Raw genomic sequence first — 14,640 nt, forward strand, 5'->3', positions numbered from 1 at the left:
ATAATTTTGATGTATTCAATCAAACTTTCTTCCGGACCAGAAGATTTAATTATTCAATATGAAAAGAGATAAAAATTTAAAAGCTATTTTTTCCATTTGCTTGATGTTTGTGGGCATGACTATGTTGTTTACTAGCTGTTCCAAGGATGAAAAGGAGCCAGAAACTGGTTCAGGCAGTATTGACGAAGTGATCGGAACCTTCAAAGGAACCATTGATATCGTAGGTGGAGAGAAAAAATTTAATGAACTGCTAGAAATTAGCAAAGTAAGTGACAATAAGGTCAAGGTTACTGTAAAAAACAGCAGCTTAAAACTTCCAGTAAAAGAAGTTCAGGTGTACAATAATTCCGGTAGAGGGATATTGACTGAAAGCTCAGAACCTCAGGGAATATTAGTCTATTCCAATTCTAACAAAGCGTTGTCTTTTGTATCAAAGGTAACTGCTGAAGGAGAGGAAATGTACAGTTTCGAGGGATCAAAACAATAAAGACTATTGACCTTAACCTTTCCATATTAAGGCAAAAAATGCGAAGTGAAAACTTCGCATTTTTATCAAATAATAGATATGGATATATAAATAAAGCTGCACTAAATCTCATGGATCTTTTTCATGACTCTCTCCGTAAAAGGATTGCAATAGCAGAGATTAAATTCAAATAGTTCTTCTGGCGAATAAGTTTTTTCGATTTCAGCCCTGAGCATAGCTTTTGCACGATTTAAACGCACTTTTACATTCGCTTCACTGATGTCAAGTAGGGAAGAGGTTTCTGCTACATTCAACCCATTGATTTCACGTAGGGAGAAAACCATCCTGTAGTCCTCAGGAATCCTCAATAGGGACGCTTCGATAATTTTCCCCAGTTCATGGCTAAAGATCTCCTTTTGCGCATCGTTGTTTGAGTTGAACATAGGCATTTCATTTTCGTTGATAATCTCATTGACAGTTTCTTTCTTGAAACTGAACTTATTTTTCTTCCTGTAGCAATTGTTGAGCATGATCCTGATGATCCAAGTCTTGAAGCTTGAACCTTGCTTAAATTGAGCCAAGCACTTAAAGGCATCAATATAAGTGTCCTGCATCAGGTCTTGGGTATCTTCATGGTTGTAGTTGTACGATCGTCCAATTTTATATAGGTAGGTATTAAACCGCCTTACAATAATTTCATAAAGCGGTTTGTCGCCATCTAAGACCCGATCGATGATTTCAACCTCTGTTAATTGCTCAAAATGTTCTTTTATCATTGTCCTACGATTTTTGCCAATCTAGCCATGGATAATGCCGCAATGGCCATCACCAAATCCCGAACTGCAACATCTACATAGATAAATCCGGCCAATAAGGAAAGGGCGATCAACGTAAGCCAAGCCGAAACGATAAATCCTCCTAATTCTGGTTTCTTGAATACGATTAAACCAGCTACTATTTCAATTAACCCCACAATCTTCATAAACAAGGCTGCAGAAAAGGGGAGGAGATCAGCAATCGATGGATTGACATACTGTTCCCAATTTGTAAGTAAGTTAGTGAATTTGTCAGCTCCCGCCACTATGGGGACCACGACAAAGGCATATTTCAATAAATTGTATGTTGAATTCAGTGTGTGATTTTTGATAGTATTTTCCATGTTTTTACCTTTTTAATTCGTTTGTATTTATTTAGGGTAAATGACATCGAGAAAGGTTACAAGGAATTTTGAAATATTTGAAAAAAGCCCCTTTAATAGGCTGTAAATCTTTCTTCTGAGCTAAGTTTTATTTTATAAATCCTTAATATCGTTTGATGGAATTCAGCTTCCTGTCTTGGAAATAATGACATCATTGCCGTAAAGAATGTAATGGCCTCCTGAAGCATAACTTCCAGAAATTGGTCCGCCTTCATATTGATCGATTTATCATCTATTACCATCCGAATCCTGTCCTTAACGATTTTAATGGAAACCGGCAGCGGCTGGCTCGGAAATGAAAAATTGCTTTCATCCTGTATGATCACTTCCTCAAGGGAATTGATAAAGTAATGCCAAAGATCTACAATATCGTCCCAGAAAGTGAAATCCATAATTGTCTCCCCATTGAATTTCATATACAGAACACCATCTATATAATCTCGGTCTAACTTGTCAGGGTCTAGCTGAGAAATATCTTTAATTGGGATAAATTGGGAGGTATCTATCTTGTTGATATCGCGGATGCTGTATTTCTTTTCTTTTAAGATGAAAGTGGTTAGTTCTAGATTTTCCATTATTCAGGTGTTCACCGTTAAGTTTATAGTAAAGTTAAATCTAAATATTAGTTGTTCTTCATTCGTGAATTATTTCATTATTTAATAGAGAGGGAATTCTTGCCATAGGACAAGTATTTCTCTTTCCGTAAGGGCTAACTTTGATATACACTAATAAATTAATTATCATGGATACAGCAAAATCAGCACAATTGAACATCATTATCCCCGCTTATAGAATGCATACCCAAACCTTTATCAATGTCCTGGACGGTATTTCGGAAGAGAACGCACTCAAGAGAATTGATAATCGGACAAACCATCTGGTTTGGATGGCCGGAAATTATGTGAATGTGCGCTATAGCATGGGAAACATCTTAGGATTAAAAGAAGAGGATCCTTATCAGGACCTATTTTATATGGGAAAGACCTTGGATACACAAAAGGAGTACCCAACATTAGAGCAATTGCTTGATAATTTCTATCAGATTTCACCAAAAGTTTATCAAGCCTTGTTGGAAGCTGATGATGCAACTTTGGCTGAAACGTTCGAGATGGGGATGCAGGTGCCCTTTATTAAGGAGGATAAATTAAACTTTGTAGGCATGTGCATTGGTCGAGAAGACTACTTATGCGGACAGATGGCTTTGATGCGTAGAATCTTGGATTATCCCGGAATGAAATATGATGTGGATAATAGTATTGCTTATTGATAAGAATTATCTTAATTCCGGTAAATAAACTAGCAATATTTTTCAATAGTTAATAAAAGGTTAAGGTTTTGGTAATATGCTCTTTAGGAGTTATATTTAATTAACTAATTATTATGCCATGAAGAATATTGCTATTTTCCTTTTTGTCCTATTCGCCCAGGTGGCTTTTGCGCAAAAATTTCCAATCCATTATAAGATTGTGGAGACGAATGTCAGTAATGACCAATCCACACAAACGACTTTTTATATTTCTGTTCGTGAATCCAGGAATACAGAAAAACAAAAACAACTGGAATTGAGCTTGGATGGCAAGGAAGAAATTGATCTAAAGGATCAATCTGTAAATTTCTCTACGCTAAAAACTGCTGAATTACTTGATGGGCTAGGGAGTTCACCCAATTTTTTAGGATTTGTCCAATCCTATATAAACTACCCTTTAACTTTTCAGAATAAAGTCCTTGTCCAGGATACTGCGGCATTCAACCAAAAATTGACAAATTTAAAGGAGGAATTTAATTTAACACTTTTAAAGGATGAGATTTTTTTAATCAGCAATAGCTATGAAAGCCTTTTTAACGATGTCTATTTCAATGACTTTGCCCATGTTAAACCAGAGCAATTAAAGCAATCTGAATTTCAATTAGGGGCATTTACCTATAAAATAAAAGAAAGAAATAAGAAGGCTTGGGTAGTTGAAAGAACGAATAGCAAGGACAGTCTGAAAACTTCCGAAATCAGGTTTGATCCTAAAACTAAATATGTAATAGCAAAAAACGCTAAAGCAGCTGGGACAGCAACTATTGATGGTAATACTTATAAATATAGTCAGCTATCAGTTGTTAATAGAGAGGAGAGGACAAGAGTGGAAAAACTGGATCCACAATTTAGTGCCATGATCTTAAAAGGTAGTTATAGAAGTAAGCATTTCAGACATAACCAAGAAGTTGATAGCGTCAAATTCGAACAATATATCAGTGATTATGGGCAACAGTTTGGTGCTGATCCCAATTATTTAAAAATAATATTACCTACCTATCAAACCAGGAAAGACTACGTTAATTATGAACGGGTGCTGATGAAAACACCTTCAAGAATCCTTGTCAATACTTACCATCTTATCAATAAGGTTAGAATAGATAGCTTGGCCATGGAAGACTTCCTGGAAACCACTGCTTTGCTAACCGATGATTACCTTTATGATTATTTACAATCGGGTTTATCTCAACACGTCAAATCAAATAACCAAAGTAGCATAGACCGTATGGATGCTATTTTTACGAAATTAACTGATCGAGAAAAGCGCTTCATTGGCCCAATGAAAGTCTGGTCTACATATAAGGGATCTTCAGATAATCAAGCAATTCAAAAGGGTATTGATGAAATGTTTGCATTGAATGATAATGAATGGAAGGATGGAAATGTTGGGCGATATATTATTTTGTTGATTCAAAAACAAATTGTCAATGGCAGAACCGATACTGAGGAGTATAAAAAACTCGAAAAAAGGCTGGCAGTCCTTGCTGAGGATAAAATCAAGGACAAAAGGCTGATCAATAAGGCCCATCTTGCTTTTGTGAATTTTTCGTTGTTTGAGGCAATAAAAGATAAGGATCCAGAATTGGGAGCATTATATTTGAAAAAGGCTTATGATTTATCTTCAAAAGGGAATAATGAATATGAATACCAAAGTTTCTACGACAACGTTTTTACTGGGGCAAAGAAGGACTATTCGGAGGTTTACTTAGCTGAATTGGGTAAGCGTTCTGGGAAGGATTCTGTTCTCAAAGAGTATATTTCAGAATTTGCAAAATCTCCGGCCAAGAGCTTCTCCATGTTGAAGCAATTTTATCATGGGAACTATGATAAAGCTAGCTTTTCAAGTTTTTTGAAATCTGATGTTTTTCCAAAACTTGAAAATGCACCCGCATTCTTGTTGAAAGATCTGTTAGGTCAAGAAGTTGCACCTTCTCATTTTGAAGGCAAATGGACCTTTATCGACTTCTGGGGAACATGGTGTGGGCCATGTGTCGCAGAGCTTCCTGAATTTAACTCGCTCTATGAAAAGAAATATGCCTTTATGGAGGATAAATTAAAGATCTTGACAATCTCTTGTTATGATCAGGAAGCTGATCTTAAAAACTTTATCAGTAAGAATAAATACAGCTTCCCCGTTTTGATCTCAGATGGAAAAGTACAGACTGATTACAAGATTACCGGCTATCCATCAAAGGTGCTGATCAGTCCTGAAGGAAAAATGATTCCAATTGAATTTGGACAAGATTGGAAAAGCTTGGTTGAGGAATTTGTAAGCTTATAAAAGAAATCAGATCATATTATTAATTGATTGTGAGATCACGGAAATTTAGATATAGGACGTAATTAATCCATACGCCTATATCTTTTCCTTTGTATTTTGCTGGAAACCATGATTCATGGGTTTTTAGTCTCTTTACGAGTTCAGGTCCTGTTCCGTAGCCCAGGTCATGAACTATTTTATAGTCCATGGCATTTCCATTTTCATCTATGTAAAATCTTACTTCCACATAGCCCTCAACTTTATGGTCTATCGCGTCGTTTGGAAATCGATAGCTTTTATTAATTTTTTGTACAAAATCATACGGCCCAATTGTAGGTACAGCGTTCTTATCCACAGGTTGAAATTTGTTGTTTAAAGATGAATCTTCAATATATTGCCTCATCATCACGCTCTCGATGGCTTGACTAAAAGATTTTTGAATCCAAGTTTTTCCGAATAGGGGACTGATAGAGCAAATGGACAATATAAGCAGGACAGTATATTTATTTAAAGGGTTCATATTGGTTAAGTTGTTTTTAGGTTATTAATTCCTTTGGTTGGTTAAAACCTTAAGTTATCAAAATAAGATTAAAATTTTATGTAAATTCCTTAAAAATTTTTCTTAATTAAATAATTATCACATGAGGATATAGTTCAAAATAATAACACAACCTATTATGAAGCTGACGTTTATCATTGGTATTCTTATGATATAAAAATAAAAATCTACTAGTAGATGTACCTCCTTAATTAATCTCAAGGGAATATTCTTAATTGATTATTATGGTAATACTTCGGAATATACTGTTTTAGTTTTATTTATACTTTCAGTCAGGATACCACTTGAATATGAAATGGAACAGCAATCATCAGTAAAGCTTAAATTAGGGATAGTATAATCTAATTGACACAGTATTGAATTTCTCAATATACCGTATTTAAAAGATCTTTTGACAAGTTTTTCATTAAAGCTCTTTTGCGTTGTATTTGGCTCCTTCCATTTAATCATGCCGATGATGGGATAATCCACAATTACTATGAGTATTGTGCTGTCAGGAGCCAAGAAGGTCTTTTTACCGATAAACAAATTCTTTTGGTAAGCCGCAATGGAATCGTAGTCTTGCAAATATTTTGGCTCTTTAATGGATTTGGCAAGTGAAGCCATATAATTTTCTACAGGACCACCTAATGTTAATCGCTGCGGAAACTTATTGTTTGGTTGCTCTTGTACTAATGTGGTATCCAGATTATTTATTTCCTTTTCTTTTTTAATATTTCCAGTACAAGAGGATGTAAAGAATAAAAATAGCATGAGTAATTTTTTCATAAAGTAGAATTAGTGTCCAGTTTCTAATTGATTCCAATTTTATGATGCTTCCATCTGTGTTTTTGCACATAGGAAAATTATGTTGTGTTTTCTAAGTTGATTTGGAAACCAAAATCTTTGATCTTTTCTGGATTTTCAAAGTTTATTCTTTTGTTTCTGGTTACTAGATATATTGTTGAGAAATATTTAATAAATTTACGCTATCCATGATATTAGTCTTGGTGAAATACAGATAACCAATCCTTCTTTAAGCCCGATATTATGAAAATATTACTATCCATATTTATCCTATTTTTATTCCCTTATATTAGTCAAGGCCAAATAAAATCATCCGAATTAACGTATCTAAGGATCGCTGAATTGGAGTATTCCAATGACTCACTTTTTCTATGGCAGCAAATTCGTCCTAATCTAGGTAGGATGGATAGTACAAGTGGTACCTATCATAAATTACCTTTATCAGATAAAGAGAAAACAAAGTTTCTCAGGTTAGTTGATAAGACCAAACTTCTAAGCATTCAATCAAATAACAAGCAAAAAACCGGTTATTTCCCTTTTGAAATCACGTATAGAACTGCTGGTCGAAGCCATAAGATCTCCAGTTACGAACCTGGGATGTCTGCGGCAGAATTAGAAAGCTTCCATAAGTATCTAGAAGAGATTGAAACCGTGATAGATCGAAGGAGTGCTCAAGAACGATTACTCATGACCTTAGCAGATGCTGAATACCAATTGAAGACGCGCCTTAGATACCAACTGAGGATAGGTCCTAGCGGTTGGGATGCTTGGGAGAAAAAGAACGGAGAAATAAAGCGGATAGGTGTTCCATTGCTATTCGTAAATGGAAAAGAAGAGGATTACACCCGTTTTGAAAGAAGCAATCCGAAAAGGATTAAATCTTTCGAAATCCTAAATCAGCAAAAGGCAGACTCACTTTATGGCGTAAGAGCTAAAAATGGAGTAGCAATCATTACTACGAAATAAATAGGTTCTTAATTCATATTTATCAGCTCAAGGGCTTTATCTAAAACTTCATCTTTACCTTCTTTGATTCCTTTAATGGTAGGTTTTACGATTATATCTGGAATAATGCCCACCCTTTGGGTTTCAGTTCCATCAGGGTAATAAACCCCAATCCCAGAAATCGAGGTCCTCAATCCACCAGGCAATAAGATTACTGAAACATTTCCATCAGCTCCAGCTGTGGTACTCCCAACAATCTTTGAATTGCTCACCGCTCTGAAGGCCATTGCCGTAAATTCAGCTTGGCTTTGGGATATTTCATTGACCAAAATGATCAATTTCCCTTTGTAATATAACGGATCGTGATTGATGGTCACAGGATTGGTGAAAGTAAATTCTCCAGGGTTTTTCGGGTTTGCAAAGGTAAATTTTGTAAATGCTGTAGGTTTTGACAGAAAAAACGGTCCCAATGCATATGGAGCAAAACTGGAAGGATAGTTCCTGATATCAATGATAATACCCTTTGTATCCTTAAAAGTTTTTTTGATCATATGGAAGTCTTCATTTTTGATATTTGCTAAGGTGATATAACCAATATTTCCATCTAAGATCTTATATGCTTTTTCATCCTGATTGATCCTGTACATGCCATACATCTTTAGTTTTGCTCTATCAAATAATGGGAGTTCATGCTGAAGGCTTTTGCCATCTGTCACATACTTAATATGCAAGGAACTGTTTGTTGATCTTAGCAGGTCTGCAGAAATATCTCTTAGCATAACGGAATGATTGGAAGAAGGATAATACCGTGCTAAACTGTCCACTATAGACCCGATATCCTTTCCGTTGATATGGGTTATGATATCGCCGACCTTTAACTTAGCTTGATCTACGTATTCAGGATTATAATAATCCGTCACAACATATTTGTCCTCGATGAATTCCGCTTTGAAAGGAGCAAAGTTCTTGCCCCTTAATTCCTGTATCTTATCTCCGCCTTCCCTTAAATTGGCATGTGTATCTTTGACGTCAGCAATGATTTGCAAGGCCAGCAGCTCATATTCCAACTCATTTTTAGCATTTAGGAATCCTGGGATATATTCCTTCAATACCGTGTTCCAATCTTTATCAGTCAGGTGTTTGTAGGGATTAAAATAGTTTATCATATTCCAATACTTGTAAAGAGCCAATAATCTAAATCCAGCATCAGGATAGGGCATATTGCTGTATGGTTTCTCGTTAGTGAAATCAGGATTGTTAACGAATTGATGGAGTTTAATATAATAGTTTTCACCTTGATTCCTGTTGTTGTAGATCTCATTCAGCAAGACTTTAATTTCATTTGATAGGTTTGATTTCTCAATCCAAGATAGGTTAGGCTTTAAAACAGCATTTTCTAGGCTAGGTTTACAGGTCGCGCAAGCTGCTATTTTCCCATATTTTTCAATCCATGTTGTAATAACCTTATCGCGTTCCTGGTTATTTTTTGCATTTACATATGGAGGTAAGATCCTGAACAATTCATAATCCCAATTATACTTTCCTTTTGCAACTTCTGGGTGATGGTATTTCATGAATCCCCAAATTCTACCAAGCAATTCCAGGTTGTTGATGGATTCATTGGTCAAAGTAGGGAAAGTAATATTTGAGCCCTTGTCAAATTCATTATCCTTATCAGCTGGAAGTAAATCACGTTTATATATTTCGATTTCATCTTTCCCAATTATTTTTCCATCGATTGAAACCTGTAAATTATCTAACCACATTTTTCCTTTCCCAGTAAGTAATCCTCCAATTAGGATTCTTTCCGTTTTCGCAGGATTTAATTTTAAAGTTATTTCATATTCTTTCCAATCTGAATTGCCTTTTACCCCTCGTTTGTCCATGTTGTCAAAAGCAAGCTGAGGATCTATTCGCATCCAGAGGCCTGCATATCCATCCGTAACGCCTTCGGTTTTGATACTGCCGGTCAGGCGAATGGTTTTGCCCTGATAGTTATAGGGAAGGGTAAAAGCCAGAGCTTTATACACATGTTTGCCTTCAGTACTCTCGATTACGGCAGCAAATTTTCCATTTTTAGCCTGATTGGAATCGATATAGATTTTATAATCACCTTCTCCGAAATCTATCCAATCGGTAGGATATCCTTTATTGAATTTTTCAAAGTCAAGGTTTAAATGCTGATCATTTGATCTGTTTAGATTTTGAGAACATCCATAGATTGGAATTAACAGGATAATTAGAAAATTGAGGAGGTGTTTTTTCATAATCAGCTTCTATAAATGATTGGTCAATAGTTAGTAAATTAATCTATGTGCTAATAAATTAAAAATAACTAAATAATATGTGAAGTAATAATATCCGAGATAACTATTCACTAATTAATACAGAAATAATTTTCAACAACCATTATAAGCTCCCCGTAGATGTTGTTTGATGTGGATTCTTTAGATTATTACCTAAACTTTTCATTATAAATCGCTAAATTAAGGTAATTAAGCTTTTGTAAAACCACTAAATTTTCTTCTATGCGAACTACTTTCCTTGCTTTAATTATTTGTTTATTCGTCCTGCCATCAATTCAAGCTATTGCTCAAAAAAAGGATCAATCTGGTTACAGCAGCGTTCAATTTCAATTAAAGGGGAATTATCCGAAAGATTTCGACCTACAATCCTTTGGTAAAGGAGATGCCCTCACTGGGGAGCGTCTTTTGAAGCTTGAGAAACTCAATGATTCAACTTATTTTGCCAAATTCTTCAATCCCTACCTGACCAGTTATTATTTCATCTTAAACAATAAATATTATTCAACCTTTATTGAATCTAATAGAAACGATACCATAGAATTTGTCTTTGATAAGGAAGATAATTTCGTGATTAATTATTCAGGAGGCTATAAAACATTGTTTCAGAACTCCGATCAGTATGCGGATTTATTCAAGAACTATTTTTTTATTCAAAATGACGTTGATACCTGGACACGGAAAACGTTTGATGTAAGAAATGTGAATGAATTGATGGATTACGTAAAGGAAAGAACCATAAAGAAGAAGGCCCATTTAAATTCCTCGACGGAAAACACCAGCATTCGAGAAATAGGTTCTGATGTAATCGAAATTACCGAAATATTATATGCATTAAGTACAAAAAAGGAACTGTTGATAGACACTAATCTGGAGAGGAGATTTGAATTTTATCAAGCAGTTTTCCAAGATAAATCAGCATTATTGGACATGGATCTCCCAATGTCAAATTTCGTATATAAAGAGGTCTTGCGTGATTCTATCCTTGATCTCCCTGATTTATTGAAAGTAGGTCCAATTAAATATCAAGACTATCTAAAGCGCATATTTAAAAGTAACTTGGGTTCAGATGAAAGGGAATTCTATGAACATCTGATTGCAATTGCCTATTTAGAAAAGCTGGCCTCAGGCACTAGTTTAACAACTGCCCAGCAAGATGACATCCTAAATTATTTTAATAATAATATTTACAAGACCAGCCTGCTCCGCCAAAATGAACTCAATACATCCCAAGCTCTTGCTTCCAATATACACTACTTGCCATTCCCTGAAAAAGAAGATGTATTCCAAGATATCATCGCTAAATATAAGGGAAAGTTAGTATTAGTTGATTTTTGGGCTACATGGTGTGGTCCTTGCATATCAGCTTTTGAAACCATAAAACCACTCAAGGATAAATATAAAAACAATAAAGATGTTGTTTTCTTGTATCTCACCGATGAAACGTCTGACCTTAATCTATGGCATAACTTTACGGAAAAACTAACAGGTGAGCATTTCTATATTACAAAAGCCCAGCAAAAATTAATTAACGATAGAAATAACATCGATGCAATTCCTCATTATATGTTGATCGATAAGAACGGTGAAATAAAGCATTCTGAAACACTCCCTCAAGACCTTTACAAGAACATTGATAGTTGGATCAACTCAGCCTTATAAGCTGCAATTTGACCCAACTATCTCAATAATAAGGAGTTGGTCGATTGCTAATTATTTTATAAGGTTAGCGGTTTCAATTTTCCCTCTAATAGGCTGGGTTAGTATTTCAGTTGAAATATCTTTTGTTCTACTTGCACTCTTTCTTTTCACTTCGGTCATATTTTCCTCATCAGTTCTTCTATATTTATGCGGTTCATATAGTTGCTATCAATAAACTTATAAGTTATGCTCCCATTTTTGTCTATCACAAAAACCGCTGGCACAGGTAGTTCATTTGTATCGTTGTTATTGTATTCTGACAACTCTATCCCTAAGCTGCTATAAGTCGAGATGGCGTAATTTTGAAGTTCGAAGGCGATACCAAGTTGTTTAGCCAAAGCATTGTTTTTGTCGGTCAATAACTCAAAACCTAAATTATGATTGTTTTTGAGTTCTTCACTATGATTGGAAGATTGAGGTGAAATAGCAATGAGCGTAACATTTTTGTCTTCAATCTTTTTCAAATCATCCTGAAATGCTTTCAATTCAAGATTGCAGTAAGGGCACCAATTGCCACGGAAAAAAGCTATGATCACCTTTCCTTTTTGTAAAAGTTCTTTTAGCACCACAATCTTTTTATTTGTATTCGGTAGAGAAAAATCAGGAAACCGATCGCCTACTTTGATACTTCCATCTTCCAAATTTTTAGCTTTCAGGTCTTGGATAGATTTACCGAATACCTCTAAAACTTCGGAGGGGAGTTGTTTTGCTAAATTTTCATTTAATTCGCTAATCTGATGCTCTAAATTTTTCATATCTTGATATCTGTTTTAGCAAAGATTTAAAACTAATATTAGATCTGCAATACCGCATATTATTATCCCTATGGGATAAAAAAGTCAATTTTATGAAAACAAAGGGTCGGACGATCGAAGAAAAAGTGTGTCCATTGGAATTTGCTGTAAATGCAATCAGTGCTAAATGGAAAGTTCCAATCGTATGGCGTATAAACGAGGGCGAAAAGCGACCCAGTGAAATGCTACGGGGAATCGCAAAAGTGGATAGAAGGGTTCTAAACCAACATTTAAAAGAGCTGGAACAAGATGGGATCTTAACCAAGAAAATCTATAATGAACTACCACCCCGTGTCGAATATTCTCTTACAGAACTCGGAGAAAAATTAGTGGAGGTGTTGTGGAAATTGAATGATTGGGGAAAGGTCTTGGTAGAACAAACAAATAAGAACTAACTACTTGGTTTAGATAGTTTTGCCAACATTGTGGCTGCCGATTATCGCTAATTTCATGGCTAAGGTAATGGATATGTCGAGAGTTAAATGGATTTTATCTGCGATAAATATACCCAAAAGAAAATCTTTATAGGTCGCTTAGCAATGCGACAAGGTTTGAAAAGAAGTGTAATCCGGCTACTCCTAAAATAGCGTTAAATATCCCTTGAGGCCTTAATTTTAAATAATATAAGGCATAAATAATACCACTGATCGTAGTGGCAATCATATAAAAAATGTGGTAATGGTGAAATAGTCCAAAAAGGATTGCAGAAAAAGAGATGATTAGACCAGGGGGGATCTTTATCTTTCTTAATATTTCGATGACAAGAAACTGATTGATCAATGTTTCAAATATTGGAGCAAATATTAATAATAGAGATGCTCTAAATAATATTCCATAATCATCTGCTGGATTATGAAGTGATGATGGATCGATTAGATAAGCGATTCCACTTGTAATAGCTCCGATAATGAGTTTTAAAATTAAAAACCAGAAAAAGTATTTTAAGTTTTGCGGACTTGGGATTGGTTTTAAATTGAACATTGATTATTATTCTCCAAAGTATAAAAATATAAAAACAATACTTTTTTAGTAATTTTTTATTCTTTCAGTTTTATGGTTACCATTCCGAATAATCTCCCAAAAGAACCATGAAGTACGTCTGAGACCAATGATTTTTTATAGGAGAATTCCTCTAAATTTTCTACCGATAAACCTTTTAGATCAGATGTCATTGATCGTACAGTCTGTGTCGTATACCCCTTGTCGATTATTACATAATATTCTCCAGATTTAAGGCTAGGCAATGAATTGTTATACAAAAGGCTGGCATTAATATAAATCGATTCTACAAACTTTTGTAAGTCCATTCCCTTATTGCTATTTCCATCTTCCATCAATAAGGAAGGAGTAGACACTCTATCTATGCTTAGGCTGTTCTGTCCAAATGAAGCCTTGCCAAAAACTAGGAAAACCAATAAAGTTAAGAGTATTCTCATGTAATATAATTTCTATTCGTTTAGTAAATTCTCATCAAATAGACGCTCTGTTCAGTTTGAGTGATACGCTTACTTAATTTTAAAGATAATGAAAAACTTCAAAGGAACATGCTCAGATCCCGTGTTTCTTAAATGAAGAAATCCTAAAATAATGGAACCTGAAGGGCTCAGTATCCATTCAGAATTCGATGAGCATTTGCTAAGAATTCTGCTTTTAATTCTTTTGATTCTGCACGATTAGTTAAGAATCTGTACGGTTCTTTAATATTTTCCCGTGTCATCCGCAATCGAAGATTGCGGAACTGTACGCCAATACAAAAAATGAAGTTCTAAAATATTAAATTTTGGCTGTTCTCGTAGATGCTTCCATTGTTTTAATAATTCGGGCTTATTGTCTCGATGGGTTTAAGGCTTGCAATGGCGAACAGTTCCTTAACCTTCGGTTAAGGATGACAAGGGGGTAGGGCGAAAAAAACAACAAATTCTTGACGAATTGTTCAGGATCAAAAGGATACAAATTGCAGTTCTTGCTCCTTGGGGTAGTTCTACAATGTTCTTAAAAGTCCAATTGCTAGCTACTCATTGTCCGATAAATGGTTCCTTTAGGCATGTCTATTAAGACTATAGAATAAACTAGAACATCTTCTCTAGTTTTGCTGTTTAGCGTTCAATACTGGACAGAACCTTGTCCGATAGTGAACAATATTGAAATAAAGGAATTGTCTATTTAATTGATAATCAGTAATGTGTTGGAATGGCAGACTGATTGTTGGTAAAAATATTAATAGCTTTTAAATATTATTAATCCATAGAAAGAATCTTATAACCTGCTAATCTAAAAATTGTAGAAAGGATGTTTTAAGATTCGAAACACTCTTATGAGATAATA

At 34.8% G+C, this 14,640-nt stretch carries 15 protein-coding genes; 6 read left to right on the forward strand and 9 right to left on the reverse strand.

The window, feature by feature from the left end:
- Positions 1–58: 58 nt before the first annotated feature.
- Complete coding sequence (locus ACWICE_RS08820) at positions 59–487, forward strand: hypothetical protein (protein ID WP_254528583.1); 429 nt, start codon at positions 59–61, stop codon at positions 485–487.
- A gap of 101 nt (positions 488–588) precedes the next feature.
- Here ACWICE_RS08820 and ACWICE_RS08825 read toward each other — a convergent pair whose 3' ends face one another.
- From ACWICE_RS08825 to ACWICE_RS08835, 3 genes are all read right to left on the reverse strand, one after another.
- On the reverse strand, positions 589–1,242 hold the full coding sequence (locus tag ACWICE_RS08825; protein ID WP_454298130.1) for a sigma-70 family RNA polymerase sigma factor: 654 nt from the start codon (positions 1,240–1,242) through the stop codon (positions 589–591).
- On the reverse strand, positions 1,239–1,625 hold the full coding sequence (locus tag ACWICE_RS08830) for a hypothetical protein (protein ID WP_454298131.1): 387 nt from the start codon (positions 1,623–1,625) through the stop codon (positions 1,239–1,241). Before ACWICE_RS08830 ends, ACWICE_RS08825 begins: the two co-directional genes overlap by 4 nt.
- A 92-nt stretch (positions 1,626–1,717) precedes the next feature.
- Entirely contained in the window at positions 1,718–2,239 is a 522-nt protein-coding gene (locus ACWICE_RS08835) for a hypothetical protein (RefSeq protein WP_454298132.1), read from the reverse strand.
- A gap of 167 nt (positions 2,240–2,406) precedes the next feature.
- On the opposite strand from ACWICE_RS08835, the gene ACWICE_RS08840 reads away from it, so the two are divergent.
- Positions 2,407–2,931: a DinB family protein gene (locus ACWICE_RS08840; protein ID WP_313258596.1), complete on the forward strand. Its 525-nt coding sequence runs from the start codon at positions 2,407–2,409 to the stop codon at positions 2,929–2,931.
- A 118-nt stretch (positions 2,932–3,049) separates the two neighbouring features.
- Positions 3,050–5,248, forward strand: a complete 2,199-nt coding sequence (locus ACWICE_RS08845) for a TlpA family protein disulfide reductase (protein ID WP_454298133.1) — start codon at positions 3,050–3,052, stop codon at positions 5,246–5,248.
- Between the two features lie 19 nt (positions 5,249–5,267).
- Here ACWICE_RS08845 and ACWICE_RS08850 read toward each other — a convergent pair whose 3' ends face one another.
- A complete protein-coding gene (locus tag ACWICE_RS08850; protein WP_454298134.1) occupies positions 5,268–5,582 on the reverse strand; it encodes an energy transducer TonB in 315 nt (104 codons plus the stop codon).
- A 426-nt stretch (positions 5,583–6,008) separates the two neighbouring features.
- The gene (locus ACWICE_RS08855) at positions 6,009–6,554 is read right to left on the reverse strand and encodes a hypothetical protein (RefSeq protein ID WP_454298135.1); all 546 of its coding nucleotides are present in this window, start codon (positions 6,552–6,554) and stop codon (positions 6,009–6,011) included.
- A 261-nt stretch (positions 6,555–6,815) separates the two neighbouring features.
- Here ACWICE_RS08855 and ACWICE_RS08860 point away from each other — a divergent pair, with 261 nt between their 5' ends.
- Positions 6,816–7,538 (forward strand): hypothetical protein, encoded by a 723-nt coding sequence (locus tag ACWICE_RS08860; RefSeq protein WP_454298136.1) that lies wholly within the window; start codon positions 6,816–6,818, stop codon positions 7,536–7,538.
- An 8-nt stretch (positions 7,539–7,546) separates the two neighbouring features.
- On the opposite strand, the gene ACWICE_RS08865 is transcribed toward ACWICE_RS08860, so the two are convergent.
- On the reverse strand, positions 7,547–9,784 hold the full coding sequence (locus tag ACWICE_RS08865; protein WP_454298137.1) for a S41 family peptidase: 2,238 nt from the start codon (positions 9,782–9,784) through the stop codon (positions 7,547–7,549).
- Between the two features lie 261 nt (positions 9,785–10,045).
- On the opposite strand from ACWICE_RS08865, the gene ACWICE_RS08870 reads away from it, so the two are divergent.
- The gene (locus ACWICE_RS08870; RefSeq protein ID WP_454298138.1) at positions 10,046–11,482 is read left to right on the forward strand and encodes a TlpA family protein disulfide reductase; all 1,437 of its coding nucleotides are present in this window, start codon (positions 10,046–10,048) and stop codon (positions 11,480–11,482) included.
- A 155-nt stretch (positions 11,483–11,637) separates the two neighbouring features.
- Here ACWICE_RS08870 and ACWICE_RS08875 read toward each other — a convergent pair whose 3' ends face one another.
- Complete coding sequence (locus tag ACWICE_RS08875; protein WP_454298139.1) at positions 11,638–12,276, reverse strand: peroxiredoxin-like family protein; 639 nt, start codon at positions 12,274–12,276, stop codon at positions 11,638–11,640.
- A 92-nt stretch (positions 12,277–12,368) separates the two neighbouring features.
- Here ACWICE_RS08875 and ACWICE_RS08880 point away from each other — a divergent pair, with 92 nt between their 5' ends.
- A complete protein-coding gene (locus ACWICE_RS08880) occupies positions 12,369–12,710 on the forward strand; it encodes a winged helix-turn-helix transcriptional regulator (RefSeq protein ID WP_185217107.1) in 342 nt (113 codons plus the stop codon).
- Between the two features lie 127 nt (positions 12,711–12,837).
- On the opposite strand, the gene ACWICE_RS08885 is transcribed toward ACWICE_RS08880, so the two are convergent.
- Entirely contained in the window at positions 12,838–13,296 is a 459-nt protein-coding gene (locus ACWICE_RS08885; RefSeq protein ID WP_454298140.1) for a CPBP family glutamic-type intramembrane protease, read from the reverse strand.
- A 56-nt stretch (positions 13,297–13,352) separates the two neighbouring features.
- Positions 13,353–13,751: a hypothetical protein gene (locus tag ACWICE_RS08890; protein WP_454298141.1), complete on the reverse strand. Its 399-nt coding sequence runs from the start codon at positions 13,749–13,751 to the stop codon at positions 13,353–13,355.
- Positions 13,752–14,640: the final 889 nt, after the last annotated feature.

The organism is Sphingobacterium sp. NPDC055346 (genome assembly GCF_053645235.1).

Excerpts from the sequence above, each read along its gene's own strand:
- ACWICE_RS08825 (WP_454298130.1), bottom strand. The coding sequence starts at position 1,242 with ATGATAAAAGAACATTTTGAGCAATTAACAGAGGTTGAAATCATCGAT.
- ACWICE_RS08845 (WP_454298133.1), top strand. The coding sequence starts at position 3,050 with ATGAAGAATATTGCTATTTTCCTTTTTGTCCTATTCGCCCAGGTGGCT.
- ACWICE_RS08885 (WP_454298140.1), bottom strand. The coding sequence starts at position 13,296 with ATGTTCAATTTAAAACCAATCCCAAGTCCGCAAAACTTAAAATACTTT.
- ACWICE_RS08880 (WP_185217107.1), top strand. The coding sequence starts at position 12,369 with ATGAAAACAAAGGGTCGGACGATCGAAGAAAAAGTGTGTCCATTGGAA.
- ACWICE_RS08820 (WP_254528583.1), top strand. The coding sequence starts at position 59 with ATGAAAAGAGATAAAAATTTAAAAGCTATTTTTTCCATTTGCTTGATG.
- ACWICE_RS08890 (WP_454298141.1), bottom strand. The coding sequence starts at position 13,751 with ATGAGAATACTCTTAACTTTATTGGTTTTCCTAGTTTTTGGCAAGGCT.
- ACWICE_RS08865 (WP_454298137.1), bottom strand. The coding sequence starts at position 9,784 with ATGAAAAAACACCTCCTCAATTTTCTAATTATCCTGTTAATTCCAATC.
- ACWICE_RS08855 (WP_454298135.1), bottom strand. The coding sequence starts at position 6,554 with ATGAAAAAATTACTCATGCTATTTTTATTCTTTACATCCTCTTGTACT.
- ACWICE_RS08875 (WP_454298139.1), bottom strand. The coding sequence starts at position 12,276 with ATGAAAAATTTAGAGCATCAGATTAGCGAATTAAATGAAAATTTAGCA.
- ACWICE_RS08830 (WP_454298131.1), bottom strand. The coding sequence starts at position 1,625 with ATGGAAAATACTATCAAAAATCACACACTGAATTCAACATACAATTTA.
- ACWICE_RS08835 (WP_454298132.1), bottom strand. The coding sequence starts at position 2,239 with ATGGAAAATCTAGAACTAACCACTTTCATCTTAAAAGAAAAGAAATAC.
- ACWICE_RS08870 (WP_454298138.1), top strand. The coding sequence starts at position 10,046 with ATGCGAACTACTTTCCTTGCTTTAATTATTTGTTTATTCGTCCTGCCA.
- ACWICE_RS08860 (WP_454298136.1), top strand. The coding sequence starts at position 6,816 with ATGAAAATATTACTATCCATATTTATCCTATTTTTATTCCCTTATATT.
- ACWICE_RS08840 (WP_313258596.1), top strand. The coding sequence starts at position 2,407 with ATGGATACAGCAAAATCAGCACAATTGAACATCATTATCCCCGCTTAT.